The following is a 24,110-nucleotide window of genomic DNA, read 5'->3' as shown; positions in this document are numbered from 1 at the left end:
AGCGATCTGTCTGGCGCAAAACGCGATACAATTAAAACGCTCAACCAAAGGATCTGGTTTCTGGTAAAAGACATGTCGGACTCGCAACGATCATGGTATCTCTTCGAATAATCAATCGATATAGCAGCGGCCTTCAATCTCGATTCAAAATTACTCAGCTGCGCTACGGGCCTGGAGCTTGGTTACAGAAATAGTTGACATCGAGGTGCCAATGCAGGCTCCGGAATTCAGAGGTTTGGCGATCCCACCGCACCTGTCCTCACTGAAGGAGAAGCATGGAAATGGTTAACAAAAAGTTTGCAATTCCACTGATTTGCAGCCTAGCCGTTAAAGGCCTCAGCGAAAACCTGGCAGCAGTGACTCCTGCCCCTGCCTTTTGCGGACAAAGATAGCGTAACAACGCTTGCTTTTCACGGCGCGCATGCTACCCATATGGCGAACTTGAGCGTCATGTCGCTAGGGAAATATTCTGCTCACGAGAGCTTGGTCGTTCCCAGATCCGATTTCCGCGCGTGCAGGCTAAATTTCCAAGTCATAAACTAATTTACCTTATACAGATTTCTAATTTCATCTCCTTCGGGCAGGCGGAGCAATCCGCGGCGCACCAGTCGAGGACAGGCAATGTCAGTATTTAACGCCCTCACCACTGCAGTCAGTGGCATTAACGCGCAATCAACAGCGTTTACGAATCTCAGTAATAACATCGCCAATAGCCAAACGGTTGGCTACAAGGCTAACACGACGTCTTTTCAAAATTTCGTGGCAGGCTCACTGATCGGGAGCACGGCATCGGCGGATATTTCAGACTCGGTTTCAGCTGTTACGGTGCAGCATGTTGACCAGCAGGGGACGCCGACAAGCAGCAGCAGCAGCCTCTCTGCAGCGATTTCAGGCAACGGCATGTTCGTCGTGTCCAAAGCCACTGGCGTTGGAAATACGGGAACCACTCAATTCCAGGACCGTGATTACTTCACTCGAAACGGCGAATTTTCTCAGAATAACCTTGGATATCTCGTCAATACCAGCGGATATTACCTCAACGGGTATATGGTCGACCCTTCGACCGGGCAGCTTGGCACTACACTGAGCGCAATCAATGTGAGCAATGTTACGTACCGCCAGCCCCAGACGAGCACGATCTCCCTGACAGCTACAGTCGGCACGATGCCGGCCGATACTTCAAAATACACCGCAGCAGACGCGCAGACCTACACAACAGCACCAACAACCGTTTACGATGCCAACGCAACAGCCCATCATGTCGCCCTTACCTGGAACCAGAGCACCACGAACCCCCTGGTCTGGACGGTGAGTGCTTACGACGCAGACGGCACAGGTGCGATCGATCAGGCCGCCAACACTTATAACGTGACGTTCAACAGCAACGGGACGCTCGCGAGTGTCACTGACTCGACTGGTGCGTCGGTGGGCTCGACGACCAGCGGCTCTGCCGTGAAACTGCCGATCACCGCGACGTATGGGTCCAACTCGACCCAGACGATGGATCTGTCTCTTGGGACCATCGGGGGCACGAGCGGCACGATCATGGCCTCCTCCACGGGAACTGCCAGCAAAAGCGCCGTGGGCAGCCTCACCCTCGACGCGACCACGTCGACGTTGACCCAAGGCAGCGCGCAGATCGGCACCAGCACAGGCTCCAATCAGAGCTACATGACATCACCTGTCACGGTTTCGGGCGTTCCGGTATCGATGCTCTGGTCGCAGACGTCAGCATCACCGCCGACCTGGAACGTTTCTGCTATCGACTCCTCGACCGGCGCTGCGCTGAGCGCGACCTCTTCGATCACGTTCAATGCAGACGGCACTGCCAACGCACCGCCGACATCGATTGCAGCGACGATCAACGGAACAGCGTACACGGTCAATCTGCCGACGATGACCAATGCTGCCAGCCCACTTCTCACTCCGTCGAGCACTCTTGGCACCGACACGACGGCCCTGACTTCTGATGCAGTCAGCGCAGGAAGTTATGAAGCGTTCAGCTTCTCAGCGACGGCTCGGTTACGGCGCAATTTAGCAACGGCGCTACGCAGCTTGTCGGCAAGGTCGCCCTCGCCAACTTTGCCAATGTCAACGGACTGAATGCCGTCGACGGACAGGCTTACACGGCCACGGCACAGTCTGGAAATCCGGTCATCGGGACGGTCGGAGCGAATGGAACAGGGACGCTTTCCGTCGGGTACACGGAATCGTCGACGACCAATCTGACGAGTGATCTTTCCGCGCTTATCGTCGCACAAGAGGCTTACTCTGCAAATACGAAGATCGTCACAACGGCCGATCAGCTTCTGCAGACCACAATTGCGATGAAGCAGTAAAACTACTTTCTGGCGAGGTTGGCGCTCTCGCCAGAAAACCTACATAAGTTTTGTTGTGCAGGGTCGACCCGCCCGTTTAGATGATGTTAGGTCGTTCTTCCCAGAGTGGGATGGCAGTCTAGGTCTGAACTTTCTGGGCAAAAATTTTAAATACCTCCGCATTCCCCGCCTCGTTAAACTAGGCGTTCACTGAGATGAGCAGGATAAGCCTCCTGCCCATCTCTTCTTGATTTTGAGCTTTAAACCCATGAGCGAATCACGTTTCGGCGACGATCTCGACGTCAACCCCGTTGACGATGATCGACTTGGTTTGGCGGCGCTCCCAAGAAAAAAAAAACGCCTCCTTCTCATCGTAGGCATCCTCGTTCTAGCTCTGCTGGGAGGGGGCGCGTATTTCGCGATCGAGAAAGGGTGGATTTTCGGTCACAAAAAGGCCCAGACGGCCAGTCAGACAGGCGACGCTCCGCCGGGAGAGACGTCCTTCTTGACAATCCCGGCGATTATATCGAGCCTGGATAACGGTGATGGTCGTCCGGTTTATGTCAAGATGACAACCAAGATTGAAGTCGCCGGGAAAGTTTCGGAACCTGAGCTACGGGGATATATCCCGGCAATTCAGGACATCTTCCAGACCTACCTGCACGAGACGCGGCCCCAGGAGATCCGGGGGAACGGCATCTATCGTCTGAGGGAGACCCTGCTCCGGCGCCTTCGTATCCAGATTGCCCCCCTCAAGGTTACAAACTTCTACATCACGGAATTTCTGATCCAGTAACTCGCAGTCGTTTGACAGATCGGAGCATTTTCAGTTTGATCGACAGGCAGAATGACAGACAATAACGATCAATCCCCCAATTCGAACGACCGCCATTTCAACGAAGAATTCCTTCGTTCTGAAGAGGCTGAAGCGGGCAATGATGAAAATGACCCCTTTCAGGGTGACACGCTGAACGACATGCTCGACCAATCGGAGATCGATAATCTCCTCGGCGGCTCATTCAGCGGCCTGCCGGAACGCACGGAAAGCGGGATGGAACGGATCATCCGGGCTGGCTTTGTCGCTTACGAGCGCATGCCGATGCTCGAAATTGTCCTGGATCGTCTCGTGCGCCTCCTGACGACCGGCCTGAGAAACTTCACGAATGACAACGTCGAAATCACCATGGAATACACTCGGTCGATGTGTTTCGGTGATTACGTCAACAGCGTTCCCTCATCCTCTCTCTTTGCCGTGTTCAAAGCTGTTCAGTGGGAGAATTACGGACTTGTCGTAATCGACTCGGCGCTCGCCTACTCGATCATCGATACTCTGATGGGCGGACCGCGAGGGAAAGGTCATTCAGGCATCGAGGGAAGACCGCACACTGCCATCGAGCGCGCATTACTTGAAAAGCTCATTGCTCTTGCGCTTCGTGAACTCTCGATTGCATTCAGCCCCGTGTGCGAGGTCGAGCTGCTCTTTGAGAGATTGGAAGTCAGCTCCCGTTTCGCCGCCATTGCCCGCGCGTCCAATGCGGTCGTCACGTCGAAAATGCATATCGACATGGAAGATCGCAACGGCAACATGGATCTCGTCATCCCCTATGCGACGCTAGAGCCGTGCGCGATTTGCTCTCCCAGCAGTTTATGGGAGAAAGATTCGGACGTGATTCCGTCTGGGAGAATCATCTGATTTCCGAGATCATGGAAACCGATGCTGAACTACAGGCGGTTCTGGAAGAACAGACGATCCCGCTGTCACAGCTTCTGAACATGAAACCGGGGATGCAGATCCTGTTCCCGCAGAAGACACAGGGCTCTTTGCCTGTGACACTACAGTCGAGCCAGACCCCACTTTTTGAAGGTCATCTGGGTCAATCTGGTGGAAAGGCTGCCGTGAAGATCGATCAGCGCCTGGTACCCGATGACAGCCCCCACACTCACAGTCCGAGCGAACCTCACGCCTATGATTAGGCCGCAGAAGAGTGCAACATACGCCCCTTTTCGGGTCCGATCATAAGAGGGACGATCTAGCATGCTAGCTCAAGTACAAATATTCATAGAGATCGCTCTATCTGTCCTTCTTCTTTTGGGGATTGCCTATAACTTCTACATAAGCAAGACCCTATCGGCTCTGAAGGCCGACCGGGCCAATCTTATCAAGCTTATCGAGAAACTCGAGACAAGCATCAAGAATGCTCATGATGGCGTCGAAAGGCTGCGCGTGGCGGGACAGGTCAGCGGACGCCCGCTCAGTCGTACAATCGAGCAGGCCAAGATTGTCGGTACGGAGCTAGACACCCTTGTCGATCGAGCCGACTCAAAAGCAGAGAAGCTTACCGAACTCACCTCCAAGGCAGCGACGCGTGAGCAGGCTCTCGGTAAACTTCTGGACGACGCCTCTGACCTCAAACTCGACATGCTGAGGAAGATCGAGACACCTCTCGTTCCCGATTCCGATGAGACCGAGCAAGAAGCGATCCAGAGCAAGCCTGCTGAACCGACGAAAAGCGCTCCCTCTTCCAAGACGGCACCGGAGCCAAAGCGCACTCCGCCGCCCGCCCCGAAGAATACGCCGACTAAAACGGTCAAACAGCGCTTTGAAAACACATTCCTGGGCGGCCCAAAAACCTGACACCACCTGGGTGCAGAACTAACCCAAGGGCTTTTACCAGGAGGCACCGCTCACATAGCGTGGCTGGGTGGCGCCTGGATCTGCAGTGCTCGCCCAGGCACTCCAGTCCCAGATGGCCCTGTCTCTCCGGTTTTCGGCAGCCATCTCTGAGATCGGAGGCACACCGCTGACAGGCGTGTGCCTACCCTTCACCACAGGTGTCGAGTTCACGAGATACGAATACGCCACCTCTGATCCCATATACACGCAGCCACAGCCGATCGGATCTGCATAGAGATAGATGAGACCGGACGGAGAGGCTCGATATGTCATCATGCCTGGCGGCAGGGTATTCATCATTGCATAACGGGCAGTCGTGTCGGCAGGTGGGCAATAAAGCCCGCCTCGGCAACGCGACGCCCCATAGCGAGGTAAGGCCTGGCCGGTGACTGACAGGCACTTAACACGCTTGCGACCACCATAAAGGAGCCCATAAGATGCGCGTTTCTAAGCACAACACCGGATATGGATCTCTGGAAAGGCCGGTCTCCGGCACCCGACATGGACATCAGACGTCGCTCCGGAGCGTGAGCGCCTCGCTGGACGGAGAAGAAGCTGCATAGCCGCCACTCGCGCTATACCCTCTCACGCCGTCTTCCTCCGGTTCGCTGAAGAGCAGTTTGAGGAAGAACATCTGCGCCTCGACGGAATGCTCGATCAAGGATTGGTTCTCACCGGCCTTCGCAACGAATTTCTCGAGCGGTTCACGCAGGGCCTTCTTATCCCCGCCCGCCTCGACAAAGGCGCGTAACGCCCGCTCGAGACCTTCGATCTGCTGTGCCTTATCTTCGAGAAGATCCGCCACAGCTTCGGCGCGCCCTTCCGTGAGCAGCGCATTTTCTTTTTTCAACGTGGCTGTGAGCTTGTCGATCGCTCTGAGAACATCGCGCTCGTATCGGGAGATGTCAGCACTCATGACGACGCCTTCTCCTGCATGACGAGGATCTGGCGATAGACGCTATCGGCGATACCGATACCGCCTCCTTTCGCGATTTCCTTACCCATTTCGAGCACTTGCAAAGAACGAAACTGCTTTTCCGCAGCCCCTCCGCCAAACGCGTTATCTGACGTGTCCACCGTGTCAAACATAGGCTGCAGCATTTCGCCGAGTGTCACGCCCTCAAAAGAGACCGCCGTTTCCCGTGCCTTGTCAGCCTTGGCTTGATTCGTCGTTTGCTGAGTGGCGCTTTGAGCTGCCACGCGCGCTGCAGTAAGAGCGCCAACTGGAAGTGAAGAATAGCTCATGGTCTTATCGAACCTCCAGATCGGCCTGCAAAGCGCCATCGGCCTTGATGGCCTGTAGAATACTGATCATATCGCGCGGTCCCATGCCAAGCGCATTAAGCCCTGACACAAGACTAGCGAGCGTCGGCCCCTCGCGGAGGATTCCTAACCGATGAGAGTCATCCGTTGACGCATTGATTTGCGTTCTCGGTACGATCGCCGTCGTCCCGTTCGAAAAAGGGGCAGGCTGCGCGACAAGCGGCGTTTCCGTTACCTGGATCGTCAGATTACCCTGTGCAATCGCGACCGTGCTGATCCGGACGTTATCACCCATGACAATCGTGCCGCTCGCCTCATCGACAATGACCTTGGCCATCGTGTCGGGCTCAACCATGAGATCACCAATCCGATACAGCAATGACGGCGCATCGCGCCCTGCCATCCTGACAGCAATCGTGCTGGGATCGTCTACGCGCGCAATTCCCCTGCCGAGCGCACGGTTGATGACTGCCACGATCCTGTTGGCTGTCGTGAAGTTCGGGTTTCGCAGGGAGAGATGGATCACACCGCCGGCACCGAGCACAACGGGCACTTCGCGTTCAACCACAGCACCATTCGCGATATGGCCTGTCGTCGGAATATTTCGGGAAGCAGCAGCCGCAGCGCCGCCCGCAGCGAAGGCGTTCGTGACAAGAGAGCCCTGAGCAACCGCATAGATCTCGCCATCTGCTGCTTGCAGAGGCGTAACGAGCAAGGTTCCACCCGCCAGATCCTGTGAGTCGCCGACGGCAGAGACCGTCACGTCAATTCGACCGCCACCATGGGAAAACGGTGGCAATGTCGCAGTCACCATCACGGCGGCGACGTCATGCGTCTGCAACTGCACCTGACGATCACGAATATTGACACCAAGACGATTGAGCATGCTGATCAACGTCTCACGCGTGAAAATCGTATTGGTCAGACGATCACCAGTCCCTCTGAGACCGACGACAAGGCCATATCCAACGAGTTGGTTGTCTCGCACGCCTTCGTAATCGACAATATCCTTGACCCTGACAGAGGTCGCATGTGCAGAAGGCGCAGAGCCAAGCAGCGGGGCTGCGATAGCAAGAAACAGCGCAAATCCGAGCCAGCGCTTTGCCAAATCGACCCCCATAGACTGTGTCTTTATTAAAATGGTCACCATATGAATAAGCGCCCCGGCGCCAACAGCGCCTTATGCCAATAAAATCTATACAATTTGATAATTTGAAATGCCGTCAGTTCACGATCTCTTTGAGGGCTGTTCGGGTATCAACCTACGTCACAGCTGATCAATTTACAACTCTTTCGGCTCATAACATCGCACAGCTCAAGAGGCTTTTTCTCGGAAGCACCGCGTCACGTACGATTATGATTGTAAAAATGGATCAGGATCCGCTAGCGATACGGAAAATCCCGATTTAAATCCTGAAATTCAGGCACGAAAACTTTTTCTTAAGAATATCTCTATACAGCTAATCAGAGCCGTGCGCTCATGCCAGATCGTCATCGGAATCATGAAATCCTTTTTTTTCACCAGCTCACTGAGCATGGCATTTCTGTCATCGGCCCTGTCCGCCCCGGCTATTGCACAAACGGCAGAGGCAGAACTATGCCACAGCGCGACAAGCCAGGCGGAACGCGCCCTGCACATCCCCGATGGCTTTCTTTATGCGATCAGTCGGGTCGAGAGCGGAAAAACAGACAGCAGCGGACATCTCTCTGCCTGGCCCTGGACAATCATGGCGAGTGGAGTGGGTCACTATTATCAGTCGAAAAGCGAAGCAGTCGCAGCCGCTGCCGAGTTTCGCGCGCAAGGCGTCACGTCGATCGATGTCGGTTGCATGCAGGTCAACCTTCAACAACACCCTGATGCTTTTTCGTCACTGGATCAGGCTTTCGACCCAACGGTGAACGCCCTCTATGCCGGGCGATTCCTCATCCAGATGCATGATAAAATGGGCAGCTGGCCGCGCGCTGCCGCGGCTTACCACTCTCAGACACCGGGAATTGGTGCGCCTTATCAATGGAAGGTACTGGAAACCTGGGCGATCCCTGAGGACGAGCGGGTTGCTCCCCCAAGCTCCACCAAACACCGTACTCTCGCGCAAATGCCTGCGACTGCCGCCACCCGTAACGTCATGATGGCCGAAGACGGTCCGACCTCCCCCCCACCGGTCGTCAAGAATTTTCATCCTTTTACCGGGTTTTCTCATTTCACACAGCCGCTCGCCCATCGGTCGGGAATGACAGGCATGAAAGGACGCAGCCTGGCGTCCTATCGTAGTATGCCCGTGCAGATCGCCCGGCCGACTGGCTGATCGATCTCACTGCGGTTGCCACATATCCACCCAAAGACGAAGCGCCTTACCCACTTCCTGCAACACCGAGGCAAATGACCGCTCACCTGAGCGGAAAACGCGCATTGTCGGATACCAGGGGCTACCCTGTCCCTCATCCCCCCAGCGCCAGCACGCGTCCCATCGGCTGATGAGCCACACAGCGTCCGAGTGCCCCCGCCAGATGAACGGGTGAGGTATCGACAGAGATGATAAGATCGAGCCCCTGCATGAGTGCAGCCGTGTCGGCCATGTCCTGGACAGCACCCATAGGGTCGCAAATTTCCTGACCCTGCCACTCCGCCAGAGACTTACGTTCAACACCGAATTGCAAATTGACCAAACTTGCCTCGACCGGAAGCAGAGCCTTGGTCATGTCCTCGAAGCTCACTGACCGACGCATATCTGCCAGAGCGAATTCCGAGCGCGAGCGCCGCTCGCCCGCCCAGACCAAGCCGATTCTCGGCTTTTTCTGCGGAAGCGATGCCTCAAAACGGGCTGTGTCCTCGGTCTTGGCAACCAGATAAGGCACCTTTGCCGGCACATCACCGATCGAGTGCACGTTTGTCAGATAGGGAAGATCCGGAATCGGTGCTACATAGTCGTAAAGATCCCCTTCCGAGATTGGATCAGGCTCCAAAACAGTTATCGCCGGGAAGGACATGCGCATGAGACGGACCAAACTCTTCGGCACATGCAAACTTATGTCTGCTCCACGAGCGAGCAGGACCGGCACATGGCGAATAAATTGTAGTGTGTCGCCCAGCCCTTGCTCCTGAAAAAGAAGGACACGCTTGCCACTCAGCTCGGTATCCGGGCGCAGGCGTGGCATCCCGCGAAGCCAATTTTGTATCTTGCTCAATTGTAGGGCGCGCTCGAAATAGACCGGCCAGCCTTTTTCGAATTGTCCGGCCTTGATCAAGGTGCAGGCATAACCAAAGACGATTTCAGGGCGCTCCGGGCTGAGTTGAAGCGCTTTTTCATACCAAGGCAGCGCCTCGGTAGAACGATTGAGGCGTTCCAAAGCGCATCCCAGATTATTCAAAAGAGATGCACTGACATTGCCCGCCCCTAACAGGTATTTGAGAATCTCCAGCGCCTCGCTTGGATATCCGACCTCAAGCAATGACATGGTGATGTATTCACCAATTTCGATCTTTTTCCCTGGATAGCGAGCGATCATTTCCGCAAAACGCGCACATCCCCCAGCGATATCGCCCCGAGCGATACTGAGATGAGCCGACGACGACTGCGCCTGAACATTGTCCGGCTGCAGTCTCAAGACGTTGCGTAACAAGACATCGACGATATCGTAACGTGTCGTATAACGCATTACGAGAGATGCCCCTGCAAGCGACAGCTGCCAATCGTTTCCGTGCACTGATAGCGTTTCCAGCACACGCTGCAGGGCTAATACGCCCTCGCCAGATTCGAAAAGGCTCTCGCAAGACTGAGCAAACCGGGTGGCTTCAGGAGGAGAAGCAGGATCTATCCACCACTTCTCCTCGTTAGCGGAAACCACACCAACTGCGATCGTCTGCTCTTCTTTCGGCCCACTCGGGCCGCCTGCGTCCTGACTCATCTTGTGATCCATATGCGTTGGAAAACCTCTGTCGCTCTGAGCACAGCAAGACATGCAGCTTGCGCTTAATATCTTGCTTCGCCCGAGAAGTCGGGATACCTCTCTGTTGAAATCCGCGCTTTGTCCAACGCGTAAACGGGCTCATCATTCATCAAATAATTTAGCCGACCGCGATCACGCCTAAATGTGACTCTGTGTCAGCGCGAAAAAATAAGGGAAATGGAAATCTTGGATACTGCGAAAGGCTCTCCCGGACCCGGCGCTCCCAAGCCATATCCCGGCAAAGCAGTCACGACCAAGCTTTTTTCCTCCCTCTCGAGCAATCTGACGCGTGCTACGGATTCCTACCGGTGCGGCAGTTACAAGACGTCCTGGCGCAAAGCCATTCCGGGCACTGACGTGGGTCTCGCCATCGGCGTACTCATGCTCCTGTCGATTCTCATCATTCCGCTCCCGACGTTCATTCTCGATCTCGGCCTGTCGCTCTCGATCACCTCGTCCGTGCTCGTCCTGATGGTCTCGCTGTTTCTTGAGCGCCCGATCGAGTTCACGTCGTTTCCGACACTTCTGCTGCTGACAACCTTGCTGCGCCTGTCACTCGAGATCGCAACCACGAGGCTCATCCTCAGCCATGGCAATGAGGGTGCTACCGCAGCGGGCCATGTGGTCGCAGCGTTTGGCGGCTTCCTCATGGGAGGCGATGTCGTCATCGGCGGCATCGTGTTCAGCATTCTGCTTGTGGTGAACTTCATGGTCATCACGAAAGGGTCTGGGCGTATCGCCGAAGTGGCAGCGCGCTTCTTTCTCGATGCGATGCCGGGAAAACAGATGGCGATCGATGCGGAACTGTCATCCGGTGCCATCAATGACCGTGTCGCCAGACAAAAGCGCAGAGAGCTGGAAGAAGAGAGTTCCTTCTACGGTGCCATGGATGGCGCCGCCAAGTTCGTGCGCGGAGACGCCATCGCGGCACTGATCATCACTGCGATTAATATCGTCGGCGGCCTCGCCATTGGCGTGCTGCGCTATGGCATGCCTATCTCGGACGCTGCGAGCACGTTCACCACGCTCACAGTCGGCGACGGATTGGTGTCACAGATCCCCGCTCTTCTTGTCTCGACAGCCTCGGGTATCGTGGTCACCAAAGGCAACACTGCCGGCTCGGCCGACGTGACCCTCGTGCGTCAGCTAGGCGGCAACCCCAAGCCTATGGCTCTGGCAGCCATTCTCTCGGGGTGCTTCGCGCTGATGCCAGGACTGCCGGCTCTGCCCTTTCTGACGATCGCGGGTCTGGCTGGCGCGGCCGCCTGGTGGCGCTGGAAAGCACCTGTGCAGGATCATGTCGAAGAGGAAGAGGCCGAAGCTGCCCCCCAAGCCAATGCCTCACCAATTTCGGAAGTTCTCAAACTCGACCTGTTGAGGCTCGAACTCGGCTTTGGCCTGCTGCCCATGACCAATGGTGAAAACGCGCAGCTTACCGAGCAAATCAAGACACTTCGTCGCACGGTTGCCGCCGAGATGGGTTTCATTACTCCGCCCATTCGGATCCAGGACAATATCCTCCTGCCGTCCGAACGCTATGTGATCAAGCTCAAGGAGATCACGATCGGGTCCGGCGATGTCAGACCAGGACGCCTGATGGCCATGACCCCGTCTGGTGGCATTCCCGATCTAGAAGGCGAGCGAACAACAGAGCCAGCCTTTGGACTGCCAGCCGTGTGGATCGCCCCGTCGCTCAAGCCGAGGGCGGTCGCCATGAAATGCACGGTCGTCGATCCAGCCAGCGTGCTCGTGACCCATCTCAGCGAATTGGTCAGACAGAATCTTCCTGATCTTCTGACTTATGTCGCGACACAGAGCCTGCTCGATGAGCTCCCTCGCGAGCAGCAGAAACTTGTTGGCGATCTGATCCCCTCGCAGGTTTCGCTCAGCACCGTGCAACGTGTCCTGCAGTCTCTGCTCGCAGAACGTGTTTCGATCCGCGACTTGCCAACCATCCTCGAAAGTATTCAGGAAGGAAGCGGTCTGGGCATGCGTGGCATTCAGGCGCTGACAGGCCATGTTCGCATCCGTCTCTCGAGGCAGATCTGCACCGGGCTCGAAGGACCGGGTGGCTACATCCCCATGATCACCCTCTCTCCGGAGTGGGAGAACGATTTCGCGACGCATATTGCAGGCCAAGGCGATGAACGGCGTCTGGCCATGCCCCCCTCAATGCTGAATCGGTTCGTCGGGAAGCTTCGAGATGCCTTCAACAATGTCTCTGCAAGCGGCGAAGTGCCTGTGATCGTCGTCTCATCGCCCGTGCGTGAGCCCATGCGCTCTATCGTCGAGCGTATCCGACCGTCTGTCCCTGTCCTATCCCAGACAGAAATCTATCCGCGCGCCCGGATCAAGACGATCGAGACGATCGCCTGATCCCGTCAGGGATCGGTTATCTGCGACACGTTATCGCCGAGGGTAAAAACCAGCTTCGGAAACTTATTGGTAACCTTAACATCCTATCCTGAGGAACTCACAGACGGTACTTTCGCACCAAAATTATGGGGCGAATGGAGCGGAGGTGGGCGTCTTATAACGCTGTCAGGACGCTCTTTCGATCCTCTCCCTCGCCAAGTCTGACAAGCGCAATCGCAGGTCGAAGCGGGCAAAAGTCGAGGATCATTCAAATGGCCGGAATCACTAATGTTTCCCCCGTTGCAAGCTATCTTTCAGCCCTGAAAGATGAAGACCTTGCGGCGTCCAACTACGTGAAATCCGACGTTGCGACGAAGCAGGCTATTGCGTCTTTCGAGAAAAAAGCACCTGCAATCACTTCGGCAGATGCTCTGCTCAAGGACTACTCTTCATTACAGGTGGTTCTGGGCGCCTTCGGCATGAGCTCATATAGCAACGCGACTGCGCTGCTGAAGCAATTGCTGACGCAAGACCCTACATCGAGCACTTCGCTCGCCAAGAAATCCCAGAACGCAACCTGGCTGGCCTTCGCCGATGCGTTCTCTGTTTGGGGCAAGAACAAGGGCTCAAGCTCGGAGACGACGTTCATCGCTGGGAGCGGCTCCACGGCACTGAGCACGACCTACACCCCGACCAAAACAATCACCGTGAGTGCGACGCTCCCTTCGTCAGGCTCGACCGGTCAGACTTACACATCTCCGTCGGTTACGGCTTACGACGATCTCTCGGCGGCTCATCAAGTTGCGCTCAAATGGACGCAAAGCAGTTCAGACCCCCTCAGCTGGAACGTTTCTGCCTATGATGCAGACGGCAATGCGCTGGTTGATAGCAACGCCTTTACCGTGAATTTCAATCAGGATGGCACGCTTGCGTCCGCAACGAACACGCTGACCGGCGCGTCGATTGCGTCTGGCACATCAGGTCAGGCCGTCGCTCTCCCGATCACTTTGAACGACGCAAGCGGCACGGGCCAATCCATTTCCATCTCGCTCGGGACAATCGGTGGCACCAGCGGTGTGGTGATGGCCGGTAACAGCTATCAAACGAGCAGCACCAGCCAGGCCGTCAGCCTGCAGAATACCGACTCCTCAAATAGCACCTCCCTCACGATGCCTTCCGCAACGATTGGGTCTCTCACCGGGACGGGACAGAGCTACATCACGGCGCCGTTCAATCCTAATCAGGCCGCTGACGACAAAAACAACATCACTTTGGGGCGAACCTATCTCTCCGTAAAATGGGCTCAGGACGCAGACTCACCCGATACATGGAACGCCTACGTCATCGATCCCTATGGCTCTAACGTCAGCAGCACGCTCATTTCGGTTGGCTTTGATGACTCCGGCAATCTGCTCAAGGTCAATGGGAACTACTCCCATGACCTGCCGCAGCTCAAGGCGACCGTAAACGGCGTCCAGTATTCGGTAACTCTTCAGCCACCGTCTCTCTCGACCAGCGCGCAGCCAGCTCAAAGCGTCATGACGACAGACAGCACCGTCTCGAGCACGGTCAATGGCGTTTCAGTCAATGAGATCGTCTCCGACTATGAGAAGCAACAGTTTGAAACGAACGACGACAACACCGATAGCGGAGTAGGCAACGCACTTTACTTCACCCGCAAGATGGCAAGCGTCACATCGATGAGCCAGCTGATGTCCGATAGTGCGCTTCTCAAAGTTGTTGAGACGGTTTCAGGGTTCGACCCCTCGACGTTTGGCGCACTCAGCTATGATCAGCAGGTTCGCATGCTCACGGGCAAGGTGGATTTCAGCAAGCTGAAGACTACCGAACAGATTCAGAAATATGCTGAACAATATCTCACGATGCTACAGATCAATCCGCAACCGGCTGACACACCGGCGAACATGCTCGACCTCTTCGGAGGTGACTCCTCCAAGGACGGTATTCTGGCACTGTTTGGCGGCACATCCAGTTCGTCGTCCAGCACCTACTCGGATCTGTTTTAATGCAGGATGAAACCGTTCGACCTGCGGTTTCGAACCAGAGTGATTTGCTAAGCAACGTTCAGGCAGGCTTGCGCGCAGTTCTGGAAGGCGCGCGTGTTCCGCTGGAAGATCTACCTGTCGCAACACTCGAAGGACGGGTTACCGGTGTTATCGGGCTATCCGTCACTCTCGAAGGAATGACCGATTTCACGGGGATCGGCGATCGCGTGACTTTGCTCGGTCTCGATGGGCGGAAAACCGAAGCCGAGATCATCGGGTTCCGCGGCGAACATGCCATCGCGATGCCATTCGGCGCTCTGGATGGTCTCGGTGCAGGGTGTCGCGCATTGTTCAAACTGCACGCGGCCAATCATCGCCAGCTCAAGACCGGGGCAACACTGACCCTCAATGACGGCCTGATCGGTCGCGTCATCGATCCGATGGGTTGCCCCATCGATGGTAAGGCACCGCTCTCCCCTAAGGGCGTCTCCTGCAATCTTCGCGCCAAGCCTCCTGAAGCAGCTCTGCGCGCGCGGCTTGGCCCACGCCTGACGCTCGGCGTAAGTGCGCTCGACCTCTTCACGACGTGCCGCGAGGGACAAAGGCTCGGGCTTTTTGCTGGCTCGGGCGTCGGAAAATCGACTCTCATGGGAATGCTCGCACGCGACAGTAATTGTGATGTCGCCGTCATTGCTCTCGTCGGCGAACGAGGCCGCGAAGTGAGGGAATTTCTTGAGGACGACCTGGGCCCCGAAGGCTTGGCCAAGGCCGTTGTCGTCATTGCGACCTCTGACTCACCGCCTCTGATGCGGCGCGAAGCAGCTTATACCGCGACCACAATTGCCGAATATTTTCGGGATCAGGGGAAATCCGTTCTGATCCTCATGGACAGCGTTACGCGCTTTTGCCACGCCCTGCGCGAAATCGGTCTTTCTTCAGGCGAGCCCCCTGCCACCCGAGGCTATCCGCCGAGCGTATTTGCCGAACTTCCTCGCCTCCTTGAGCGCGCGGGTCCGGGCTTGCCACTTGGCAACAAGCCCGCCGGCCAGATCACTGCGATTTACTCTGTTCTCGTGGAAGGCGACGACCATAACGAGCCGGTCGCAGATGCTGTCCGCGGTATTCTGGATGGCCACGTTGTGATGGACAGGCGCATTGCCGAAGCAGGACGCTATCCTGCCATTAATGTCCTGCGCTCCCTTTCACGAACCGCCTCGGGCTGCAACTCCGTAGAGGAGAACAGGCTCGTTCAGGAAGCACGCGCCATTCTCGCAACCTGGGAAGACATTCAGGATGTCGTCCAGTTGGGCGCGTATCGAGAGGGCAATGATGCGCGTTCCGATATGGCGCTGCGCGTCGCTCCGCAGCTCGAGGTCCTGCTCAGGCAATCCCGGTCTGAGCATCGCTCCCTGAAGGACAGCTTTCTGGCCCTGAGCAACGTGCTCGCTTCACAAGGTCTATCCTGATGACCAGACGCACACGCGCCCTTCTCTGTCTCATCAAGATCCAGGACACCGAAAAATCACGCGCTAAAAAAGAACTTTTCATGACGCGGGAAACCGAAGAAACCGCGCGAAATGTCTTAACGCACGCAGAAAATACAATGGTGCAGGAAAGGGAGATCGCTCAGCTCGGGCGCTCCGAGCTTGACGATTTCCGAACCTGGTTCCCGATCGGCCTCAATGGCATCGAGCAGGCACGCGAAGCTCACGATCGCACCCTTCAAGCCGTCGAACAGGCACGCATTGCTGCTTTACATGCAACAATGGTTCATAAAGCGACTCAAGATATCTTCCAGCGTCGAGAAAAAGAGCGTAATGATTTTCTCCTGCGCCGTGAGAGCAACGAGCTTGATGAACTTGCCCGCCGCAGATTGATCAACGAAACATTTACGTCTTCAAACTATTAAATATATCGGCCGTACAGGTCTGACTTTCTAAACAGTAATTTCTCAATTCCTTCTGTCGGTACGGCAGAGATTTCACACCATAAAATCAATCAGGATTATCATGCAGCCGCCAGAAAACCAGACCGCAAAGATTTTCATCGCCACTCCTTGCTTCGGTGGCTTGGTGACTCAAGAATATATGGAATCGGTTATTGCTTGCACCAGCATTATTCGCATTCCTATGACACTCTCTCTTCTTGGCGACGATGCGATGATTAGTCGCGCGCGCAATACACTTGTCCATCAATTCTACACACGCTCCGACGCAACCCATCTTCTTTTTGTCGATGCTGATATCGGCTTTCCTGCAGAGGCCCCTGCCCGACTCCTTGCGGCAGATAAGGACGTGATCGCGGGCATGTATCCGATCAAGGAACGCTTCTGGGATAAGGGTACTCAGGAGAACCTGAACCGTGGTGAGGCGATGGAAACTGCTTCGCTTCGATATGTGGGCGAAACCGATGCGATGCATTCGAGTTGGGAAAAGGGTCCTCTCTTTAGAACCCATTATGCCGGAACGGGCTTCATGATGATCAGCCGCAAGGCGATCGCCGCCATGATCAAGCACCATCCCGAGACCGCCTATCGTCGAATCGATGCGGCTGTTGGAGAACAGGACAGCGTCTCTCACGCCCTTTTCGATGGCAGTATCGACCAGGAAACGGGCACGTATCTCAGCGAAGACTTTACGTTCTGCAAGCGCTGGCGTGACCTTGGCGGCGAGGTCTGGCTCGACACCTCAATCTCGTTGACTCATGCTGGACGTGCCTCGTTCAGCGGCACACCCTCCTCGCGCGTAGGTATGACGCACCTCAAAGGCTCCTGATTGAGACGGTAAACGCTCATGGCGAAGAAGAACCGCCCTTCTGTCATCATCCGTCGTCAGGACGGAGGTGGCCACGCGGCCCATCACGGCGGTGCATGGAAGATCGCTTATGCGGATTTCATGACCGCGATGATGGCGTTTTTCCTCGTCATGTGGCTTTTAAATGCCACGACAGATGAGCAGCGTCGGGGTATTTCTCAGTACTTCAATCCTCTTGCTGATCAAAAATCTGCGGTGCCGCCGACAAAACCGATCGATAGCCCGCCTTCCCCCACCTCTGCGGGTAGTCGATTTGATCATCTGGAAGATGACGAGGACGATTCTGACACGACAGGGCCCGTTCCCGTGCCCGATAAGAGCCACAGCAGCACGTCTGCTTTGGAAGAGATGCCTGTTAACACTCTGGCAAAGCTCGACAAAAAAGGAACTCTGGCGGCTATCGTCCCCATCGGCGGTGCTGGAAGCTCTCCGACGGCCCCCCTCGGGTCGGGCAACTCAGACGTCGCCCTGACCGAGCAGGCCAATCTGAAAACAATGACCGAGAATCTGGAGAAATCCCTCAAGACCAACCCAGAGACGAAAGCCCAAATCGATAATTTTTCCGTTTCTTACGGTCGTAAGGAAATTCGGATCGAGCTGCATGATACCGAGAACGAACCGATGTTCGATCTCGCAGCGTCGTCGCCCAATAAAAGAGGCACGGCAATGCTAACAGAAATCGCAAAATGGCTCGCGCCAATGCCAGAGCGTGTCTCGATCGTGGGATATACGGATGCCGCGCCATTTCGTGGAAATTCCGCAGGGGCGATGTCGAACTGGACGCTCTCGGCGCTGCGTGCCGATCGTGCGCGTGAAGTTCTCGTCAAGGCTGGTTTTTCCGATGGGCGCATTCAGGATGTCGTTGGCGGGGCTGATCGCGAACTTGCCAAAGAGGCAGATCCGTCCGCCGCTGCGAACCGACGGGTTGTCATTGTTTTGCATCGTCAGCATCCGATCAAAGGCGATCCGGCTCAGCAGGTTGCCCCGGATACAGCACCGGCAGCCGCAGCATCATCGGAAAAAGAGACGACTTCCGAACCTAAAAAATGATAGGTTCATTATTACAGTTTAGAATACTTGAACGCCGCACTCAGACTTTAAATTTAATCGTCATACGCAATTTGAGATAGAAACGGACAGTACCAGATGCTTTTTATCGGAGGTCTCCTCTTTTCTTTCCTTTGCGTTTTTGGCTCGTTTGCCGCTTCTGGAGGCGTGCTCGGACCGCTTTTTGCATCGATGCCGTTCGAGCTACTCACCATTCTGGGGTCAGCAGTCGGCATCTTTGTGATGTCGAACCCGCTGAGCGCGATCAAAGAACTTCCCCATAATTTCAAATTGGTTCTCAAAGGGCCACAACATGACAAAGCGTCCTATATCGGGCTGCTCGTCATTCTATTTCGCCTCACACGTCTTGCTGGCACCAAAGGTGCCATGGCGCTGGAAGAGCATGTTGAAAACCCTCAGGAGAGCTCGATCTTCGCCCTCTCTCCTCAAATCAGAGACGATGAGGAAACACGCGATCTCATCTGCGATTACCTGCGTCTGGTCAGCCTGAGCCTCGAAGATGCGTATCAGCTGGACGAGGTAATGGGACGCGAGCTGAATAAAAACGAAGCCGAAAAACTCCATATCTCCGAAAGCCTGAGCGGCGTGGCGGATGCTCTTCCTGCCCTTGGCATTGTCGCTGCCGTGCTCGGCGTTATCAAGACGATGGCGTCGATCAGCAAGCCACCAGCGATTTTGGGTGAAATGATTTCCGGTGCGCTCGTCGGAACATTCCTCGGCGTGTTGCTCGCCTACGGGGTCGTTTCCCCACTGGCCTCACGCATGAAGTCCGTTATTTTGCAGGACGGTCGCTATCAGAACATCATTAAAACGGTACTCGTTGCTCATTTGCAGGGAAATCCGCCACAGGTCAGCGCGGAAATAGGAAGAAAAGACATTCCACCGCATTTTATGCCGACATTTTTCGAGCTGGATATGGCATTATCTGAATCGCAGGCGGCGAGCTGAGTATGAGCCTACAGTCGCACGCAGGGGATAAGTCATGAGAGTTCCGGTAAATCCGTCGGCCGCTGAGGGCTCCACCAGATTGGCCGGGCGAAAAGCGACATCGCTTCTTGACGCTCTGCAAGGCGGGTCAGTCAAAACCAATCAGGCGACGGTCGGAACGAGCTCGAGTGACAGCTTCAGCACACAGCTGCAAGCAGCGAATGCCGGTACGCAGCGCAATGACACGTCGTCGAGCCGTCAAAACACCATTCCTTCTGACAGTTCTTCAGACAACAGCGGTAGCAGCGTCGACGCAAATACCGATGCAAATGCCTCCCTGCCCTCCGAGCAGCCCACTTCGCCAGCACCTGCCCCGGCAAGTGCAGACGCGACGCTGGCAAATGTGACATCGTCTGGACACGCGACCTCCGGCAATGCCTCGGTAGATGATGAAGACACGAACCTGACGAGCGCCGCGGCAAGCCAGGCAACGACAACCCAGTTTGTCGATGCCCTTACCTTCGCTTCCCTGTTTATGGGGGCGTCTTTGCAGAGTTCCGCCCTTCCAGCTCAGCCAGCAGAAGCAACAACCAGTGGCATCATGTCGGCGTCCGTTGGAGCCAGTCTGGTCAGCGCCACGGGATCGGCAGATGCGTCCTGGGGCCTGTCGACGCTCAGCTCTGCCGTGACGTCCAACTTGGGCGACACGACGACGTCCTCACCACAGGCCTCCGTAGGCGTAATTCAGCTTCCCTCACAGAAAGCCGTTTTAGGTGCCGACTGGTCATTACCTTCGTCAGCAGCGCCGAAAGTCGTCGTTGCGAGCGCTGGCTCGGGTGCGACTCTCAGTTCTCTCGGCGCGATCTCAGGCGCTACGCCTTCTGCTGCTTTTTCAGTGGCACCTAATGGTGCGCAGATATCGAATGTGACCGTCAAGGCGGGATCGACCAGTCCAGATGTCTCAAACAAGGATTCGGCACCAGTAATCCAGTCGGTCTCGACAGCATTCATCTTGGATGAGAAGACCGATCAAGCAAAGCCTCCTGTCTCGGAGGAACTGACACAGAACAGTGTAGCGCCCTCTGATCAGACTATGAGCCTGACAAGTGGCGCATTTTCCGCCCAGGTACAGACGACGCCGTTCGCCCAGACAATCGGAAGTCAATCGACGCGCCTCCCGGTTTCAGGAGCAGAATCGACAGCGACCCCCCTTGCACGAACGACGACGAACCAGCCTGTGCAGGCCCAGGCGCCGGTCACGCTCAGTAGCGCGGATATGTCACACCATCAGTCCATGTCGGGCGACGACTCTTCCTCTTCCAAAGACGACGAGCCAAGCACCGAGAACGCAGCCAAAAGCCCGGTCTTGCAACTTGCGACGAACACGTCTCATCCTGTGACATTCCAGTCACTCGTGGCGAACACGACAAGCCAGACACAGACGCCCCAGCAGACGACTACTTTCGCTACGGCCGAAGCCGCCAAGACGAGCCTCTCCGACCAGGGCGCCTCGGGCGCAGACCTGTCGAGCTCTCTCTCAATGACGGTACAGACGGAAGATAACACGCCAGTCCGGCTTATTTTCGAGGGCGAAGGTGGCTTGGCAACGAGGATCGTTCTTCAGAGCGACGACACAAAAACAGCTGAGCATTTGGCCAATAACAAGAAGGATCTTCTCGCAGCCCTGAGCTCTGCTGGAATTGATACAAATGGAATGAAGCTCGATGTTGTGGCGGCTGCCGTTAACACGGGAGATTCGAAGCGCGGTGACGGACAGCAGGATTCGTCCAGCCGCCCCGATCTGTCCGGCAATTTCATGGGCAACACCCCACAACAGAACCAGCAGGGCGGCTCCAATACACGCCCCTGGATTCAGGGCACACTATCCAGCGAGACAGACACCTCCATTGTACCGCTGCGTGAGGCGTCGACAGCGGTCGAGGCAGGAGGTGGCGTCAATATTACGGCTTAAGTCATCTCCCTCGCGCGCCTCGCTTTCGGTGGACGGCGCCCTTTTAGAAGAACCTATTTCAAAGGAAGACATTTATGGATACGTCAACCGTCAGCAACGAAGCCAAACTCATCCAGGCAGCCGAAGCAACCGCGAAGGCGTCGGCCAACTCCACATCCAGCAGCTCCTCGAGTTCAAGCTCGTCGTCGAGCCTCGGGCTCTCGTCCCTCGCGAATAATTACACGACCTTCCTGACGCTCCTGACAACGCAGCTGCAGCATCAGGATCCGAGCAGCCCAATGAGCTCAGACTCCTTCACTTCTGAGCTGGTCCAATTTGCCGGAACGGAACAGCAGGTACAGACCAACACCAACCTCTCCACACTCATTTCTCTCAACGAAAGCAGCCAGCTCAGCTCGGGCAGCCAGTGGATTGGTCAGGTCGCAACAGCTACCTCTACGACCTTGCCGCTACAGAACAGCTCGGCATCTCTGAGCTTCTCCGCAACTCAGGGTCAAACCGTCGCGATCGCGGTCAGCGATTCGAGCGGTAAAATCGTCAAGACAGATACCGGCGCCGCCGCCTCCAGCACGAATACCTGGAAGTGGGACGGAACCGACAATTCCGGAAACAAGCTTGCCGACGGCGCTTACAGCGTTTCGGTCAAAACGATGGACTCCACCGGGACAACGTCGGATCTCCCGTTCAGCGTCTCTGGAACCGTCACCGGCGTAAGCAAGGGAAGCTCGGGTGTCGTTGTCGAAATGGGTCGCGCGTCGATCCCCGTTTCGAGCGTTACGAACTTCAGCAAGGCCTCGACAGCCGCTACCACCGAGAGCTGAGTGCGACAATCCCCGCTGTGCCTCACGCAGCGGGGAGCCCTCTTTGGGCTTTTTTGCCTTCCTATGCGTCGATCAACGGCGATGCCCTGGCGCAACAATCACCGAAATATTGACCTCGTTGAGGTTACAAGCTGCGATCTCCGCTCATCGCGGGCGTGATTCAGTCAGCTTTATGCGCCAAATCCGGTCCCTGGATCAGGAGCAGCGCTATTCAGTCAGCAACTGTTTTCCCTTTGACGGTGAACAACGCTTTGCTCCCGAAAAAACGGGTACCTTCGGGATTGCACAAACCCTGACGTCGATCACGCCGACGAACGGCTCGTCTTCCGATGATCTAGCAGAGCCGCGCTATCGAAGGTCAGCATCTCGTACGCAGTTGATCACACGAGTATGCCTTCCTTTTCGGCCGCAAGGGCACCGGGTCTGCCCGGACCGACATCTCACGCCGTTCGACTTTTGGTTATATGAGGGCAATGCGAGGCATGGCGCTGCCATGACTGCCTACGCGCAGGACAAACTTAGAGAGTCAAATAAGAAAAACCCCGCTGCGTTATCCGCAACGGGGAAAAAATTCCACGGCGTTTATTTTTGCTGGATGACCCGGATCAGGGGCGATTTGCTGGTGCTACAATCCCAAGAATATTGATGCCAGCAAGAACCGGCAGGCAGTTCTCTCTCACTGCTGGCCTGATACGATAATCCTCTTGAGGCAGAGTGACTGTCACTGGATTAAACGCACTCTCATTTAAGCGATAACCGATACCCCACTGAGTGGTGAAAGGCTCATCGATCCCGAAAGCTCGGATCTTCTTTCTGATCTTGCAGATCATGACGTCGATCACTTTACCAAACGGCTCGTCTTCACCGCTGTAGAGGCTATCGAGCAGAACTTCCTTGCTGAGAACCTGCGTCTTGCGCATCGCAAGCAAAACAAACAGATCATATTCCTTGCGTGTCAACGGAACGACCGCTGCATCGATATGTACCTCGCGGCGCTCGATGCCGACCGTCAAACGTCCGATATGGAGCGTCGCGCTGTCATGGCCGCCAGCGCGCCGGATAACGGCGCGGAGCCTGGCCAAAAGCACCGTGTGGTCTGCAGTTTCGGCAACGCAATCATCTGCACCGGCAGTGAGAAGTTCGACTTCTCCGGTCGCGGTTCCGTCACGTCGCACAACGACGATCGGCGCAGAAATCTTTCCTTTTCGGATCTGTCGCACGATGCGCACGTCCGAAGCAGATTGCTGTACGACGACTATATCGTAATGGGAGCGACGCAGCGTCTCGACGACACCCGACAATTCACTTGTCGCAAGGGACAATGAGCCCGCAACGGCAGCCTTAGAAAGGGCTTCGCTCGGACGACCATATAAAATATTTTCACCAACACACAAAACGCGCATTGTAATTCACCGCCTAATTTTTTTTGCGATACAAATAATTATATCTACGTTTATTTAACAAATTCTTATTGAGGAAAGATTTTAGAAAATTTTTCTGTGACTCGCGTCACATTGAATGAGCGCCACGAACTTCCATGTGTTGCGGCTAATTCGACGCATACATCAGTCATTCTCGAAGCACCACTCCTTTGTAGCAAAATGCGGCAAAATCTTTTCCCGTGTGAGCAAAAGAACGTTAAACCCCATTCGAAAGCGAAATAGCTGCGCCCGTGTAACTCCCAATAGGCGCCGAACGTTCGACAGTGCCCGAAAAAATAATTTTACGTAGCGAACTTCCATGCTAAGAATGTGGTGTTGGATTTAAATATGAAAAAGCGTTCTCGAACGCGAACCACTTTACAAAATGCGCTTAACAAAAAATTACCGCACACGGACTTCCATGTGTCGGCGTTAAGCCTTGCTCAATAATTACAAGTCTATTTCACAAGAGTGCGGAATATAACCGCGCAATCATTCGACGCCGAAGAGGGCAGCATGTCAGA

At 55.5% G+C, this 24,110-nt stretch carries 23 protein-coding genes and 1 pseudogene; 18 read left to right on the top strand and 6 right to left on the bottom strand.

The window, feature by feature from the left end; all coding sequences use genetic code 11:
- Positions 1 to 621: 621 nt before the first annotated feature.
- The 7 genes and pseudogenes from JCM15831_RS18780 (at position 622) to JCM15831_RS20405 (ending at position 4,953) form a co-directional block, all read left to right on the top strand.
- Positions 622 to 2,103: a flagellar hook-basal body complex protein gene (locus JCM15831_RS18780; RefSeq protein WP_232228175.1), complete on the top strand. Its 1,482-nt coding sequence runs from the start codon at positions 622 to 624 to the stop codon at positions 2,101 to 2,103.
- Positions 2,058 to 2,219: pseudogene (locus JCM15831_RS24035) on the top strand (flagellar hook-basal body complex protein); the annotation flags it as partial. The gene JCM15831_RS18780 and the pseudogene JCM15831_RS24035, both read left to right, overlap by 46 nt.
- Before the next feature lie 6 nt (positions 2,220 to 2,225).
- Positions 2,226 to 2,339, top strand: coding sequence for a flagellar basal body rod C-terminal domain-containing protein (locus JCM15831_RS24030; protein WP_373277647.1), 114 nt, complete (start codon positions 2,226 to 2,228; stop codon positions 2,337 to 2,339).
- A gap of 247 nt (positions 2,340 to 2,586) precedes the next feature.
- Positions 2,587 to 3,114, top strand: coding sequence for a flagellar basal body-associated FliL family protein (locus tag JCM15831_RS12115; protein ID WP_156938867.1), 528 nt, complete (start codon positions 2,587 to 2,589; stop codon positions 3,112 to 3,114).
- Positions 3,115 to 3,165: 51 nt separating this feature from the next.
- Positions 3,166 to 4,011, top strand: a complete 846-nt coding sequence (locus JCM15831_RS18775) for a flagellar motor switch protein FliM (RefSeq protein WP_051528492.1) — start codon at positions 3,166 to 3,168, stop codon at positions 4,009 to 4,011.
- 11 nt (positions 4,012 to 4,022) lie between these two features.
- On the top strand, positions 4,023 to 4,292 hold the full coding sequence (locus JCM15831_RS22925) for a FliM/FliN family flagellar motor switch protein (RefSeq protein WP_051528491.1): 270 nt from the start codon (positions 4,023 to 4,025) through the stop codon (positions 4,290 to 4,292).
- 61 nt (positions 4,293 to 4,353) lie between these two features.
- Positions 4,354 to 4,953, top strand: coding sequence for a DUF6468 domain-containing protein (locus tag JCM15831_RS20405; RefSeq protein ID WP_025824471.1), 600 nt, complete (start codon positions 4,354 to 4,356; stop codon positions 4,951 to 4,953).
- 33 nt (positions 4,954 to 4,986) lie between these two features.
- Here the strand turns inward: JCM15831_RS20405 and JCM15831_RS22920 are convergent, their stop codons facing one another.
- From JCM15831_RS22920 to JCM15831_RS12085, 4 genes are all read right to left on the bottom strand, one after another.
- A complete protein-coding gene (locus tag JCM15831_RS22920; protein ID WP_051528489.1) occupies positions 4,987 to 5,268 on the bottom strand; it encodes a hypothetical protein in 282 nt (93 codons plus the stop codon).
- Positions 5,269 to 5,500: 232 nt separating this feature from the next.
- Positions 5,501 to 5,908: a hypothetical protein gene (locus JCM15831_RS12095; RefSeq protein ID WP_025824470.1), complete on the bottom strand. Its 408-nt coding sequence runs from the start codon at positions 5,906 to 5,908 to the stop codon at positions 5,501 to 5,503.
- Positions 5,905 to 6,237: a rod-binding protein gene (locus JCM15831_RS12090; protein ID WP_025824469.1), complete on the bottom strand. Its 333-nt coding sequence runs from the start codon at positions 6,235 to 6,237 to the stop codon at positions 5,905 to 5,907. Before JCM15831_RS12090 ends, JCM15831_RS12095 begins: the two co-directional genes overlap by 4 nt.
- 4 nt (positions 6,238 to 6,241) lie before the next feature.
- Positions 6,242 to 7,375: a flagellar basal body P-ring protein FlgI gene (locus JCM15831_RS12085; protein WP_025824468.1), complete on the bottom strand. Its 1,134-nt coding sequence runs from the start codon at positions 7,373 to 7,375 to the stop codon at positions 6,242 to 6,244.
- 382 nt (positions 7,376 to 7,757) lie between these two features.
- On the opposite strand from JCM15831_RS12085, the gene JCM15831_RS12080 reads away from it, so the two are divergent.
- Complete coding sequence (locus tag JCM15831_RS12080; RefSeq protein WP_156938866.1) at positions 7,758 to 8,561, top strand: transglycosylase SLT domain-containing protein; 804 nt, start codon at positions 7,758 to 7,760, stop codon at positions 8,559 to 8,561.
- Positions 8,562 to 8,694: 133 nt separating this feature from the next.
- Here the strand turns inward: JCM15831_RS12080 and JCM15831_RS18760 are convergent, their stop codons facing one another.
- The gene (locus tag JCM15831_RS18760; protein ID WP_198024320.1) at positions 8,695 to 10,161 is read right to left on the bottom strand and encodes a tetratricopeptide repeat protein; all 1,467 of its coding nucleotides are present in this window, start codon (positions 10,159 to 10,161) and stop codon (positions 8,695 to 8,697) included.
- A 219-nt stretch (positions 10,162 to 10,380) separates the two neighbouring features.
- Here JCM15831_RS18760 and flhA point away from each other — a divergent pair, with 219 nt between their 5' ends.
- The 10 genes from flhA to JCM15831_RS21590 all read left to right on the top strand — a co-directional run bounded on the left by flhA (position 10,381) and on the right by JCM15831_RS21590 (position 22,811).
- Complete coding sequence (gene flhA, locus JCM15831_RS12070) at positions 10,381 to 12,579, top strand: flagellar biosynthesis protein FlhA (protein ID WP_025824466.1); 2,199 nt, start codon at positions 10,381 to 10,383, stop codon at positions 12,577 to 12,579.
- A gap of 251 nt (positions 12,580 to 12,830) precedes the next feature.
- Positions 12,831 to 14,585, top strand: a complete 1,755-nt coding sequence (locus JCM15831_RS20395) for a DUF1217 domain-containing protein (RefSeq protein WP_025824465.1) — start codon at positions 12,831 to 12,833, stop codon at positions 14,583 to 14,585.
- On the top strand, positions 14,585 to 16,030 hold the full coding sequence (locus JCM15831_RS12060; protein WP_025824464.1) for a FliI/YscN family ATPase: 1,446 nt from the start codon (positions 14,585 to 14,587) through the stop codon (positions 16,028 to 16,030). Before JCM15831_RS20395 ends, JCM15831_RS12060 begins: the two co-directional genes overlap by 1 nt.
- On the top strand, positions 16,030 to 16,473 hold the full coding sequence (locus JCM15831_RS12055; protein ID WP_025824463.1) for a hypothetical protein: 444 nt from the start codon (positions 16,030 to 16,032) through the stop codon (positions 16,471 to 16,473). The genes JCM15831_RS12060 and JCM15831_RS12055 overlap by 1 nt, the downstream gene beginning before the upstream one ends.
- A 100-nt stretch (positions 16,474 to 16,573) precedes the next feature.
- A complete protein-coding gene (locus JCM15831_RS12050) occupies positions 16,574 to 17,338 on the top strand; it encodes a hypothetical protein (protein WP_025824462.1) in 765 nt (254 codons plus the stop codon).
- An 18-nt stretch (positions 17,339 to 17,356) separates the two neighbouring features.
- A complete protein-coding gene (locus JCM15831_RS12045; protein ID WP_025824461.1) occupies positions 17,357 to 18,427 on the top strand; it encodes a flagellar motor protein MotB in 1,071 nt (356 codons plus the stop codon).
- A gap of 96 nt (positions 18,428 to 18,523) precedes the next feature.
- The gene (gene motA / locus JCM15831_RS12040; RefSeq protein ID WP_025824460.1) at positions 18,524 to 19,393 is read left to right on the top strand and encodes a flagellar motor stator protein MotA; all 870 of its coding nucleotides are present in this window, start codon (positions 18,524 to 18,526) and stop codon (positions 19,391 to 19,393) included.
- 34 nt (positions 19,394 to 19,427) lie between these two features.
- The gene (locus JCM15831_RS12035) at positions 19,428 to 21,344 is read left to right on the top strand and encodes a hypothetical protein (protein ID WP_156938865.1); all 1,917 of its coding nucleotides are present in this window, start codon (positions 19,428 to 19,430) and stop codon (positions 21,342 to 21,344) included.
- Positions 21,345 to 21,418: 74 nt separating this feature from the next.
- Complete coding sequence (locus tag JCM15831_RS12030) at positions 21,419 to 22,165, top strand: flagellar hook assembly protein FlgD (RefSeq protein ID WP_025824458.1); 747 nt, start codon at positions 21,419 to 21,421, stop codon at positions 22,163 to 22,165.
- 43 nt (positions 22,166 to 22,208) lie between these two features.
- Positions 22,209 to 22,811 carry a hypothetical protein gene (locus tag JCM15831_RS21590; RefSeq protein WP_156938864.1) on the top strand — a complete coding sequence of 201 codons (603 nt, stop codon included), beginning with the start codon at positions 22,209 to 22,211 and terminating at the stop codon, positions 22,809 to 22,811.
- On the opposite strand, the gene JCM15831_RS12025 is transcribed toward JCM15831_RS21590, so the two are convergent.
- The gene (locus JCM15831_RS12025) at positions 22,771 to 23,568 is read right to left on the bottom strand and encodes a response regulator transcription factor (RefSeq protein ID WP_025824457.1); all 798 of its coding nucleotides are present in this window, start codon (positions 23,566 to 23,568) and stop codon (positions 22,771 to 22,773) included. The genes JCM15831_RS21590 and JCM15831_RS12025 overlap by 41 nt on opposite strands.
- Between the last annotated feature and the right edge of the window lie 542 nt (positions 23,569 to 24,110).

Origin of the sequence: Asaia astilbis JCM 15831 (assembly GCF_000613845.1) — a bacterium.
In the GTDB taxonomy this organism is placed as follows: domain Bacteria; phylum Pseudomonadota; class Alphaproteobacteria; order Acetobacterales; family Acetobacteraceae; genus Asaia; species Asaia astilbis.
The sequence above is the reverse complement of the archived record's forward strand: the minus strand, read 5'-3'. Positions and strand labels throughout refer to the sequence as shown.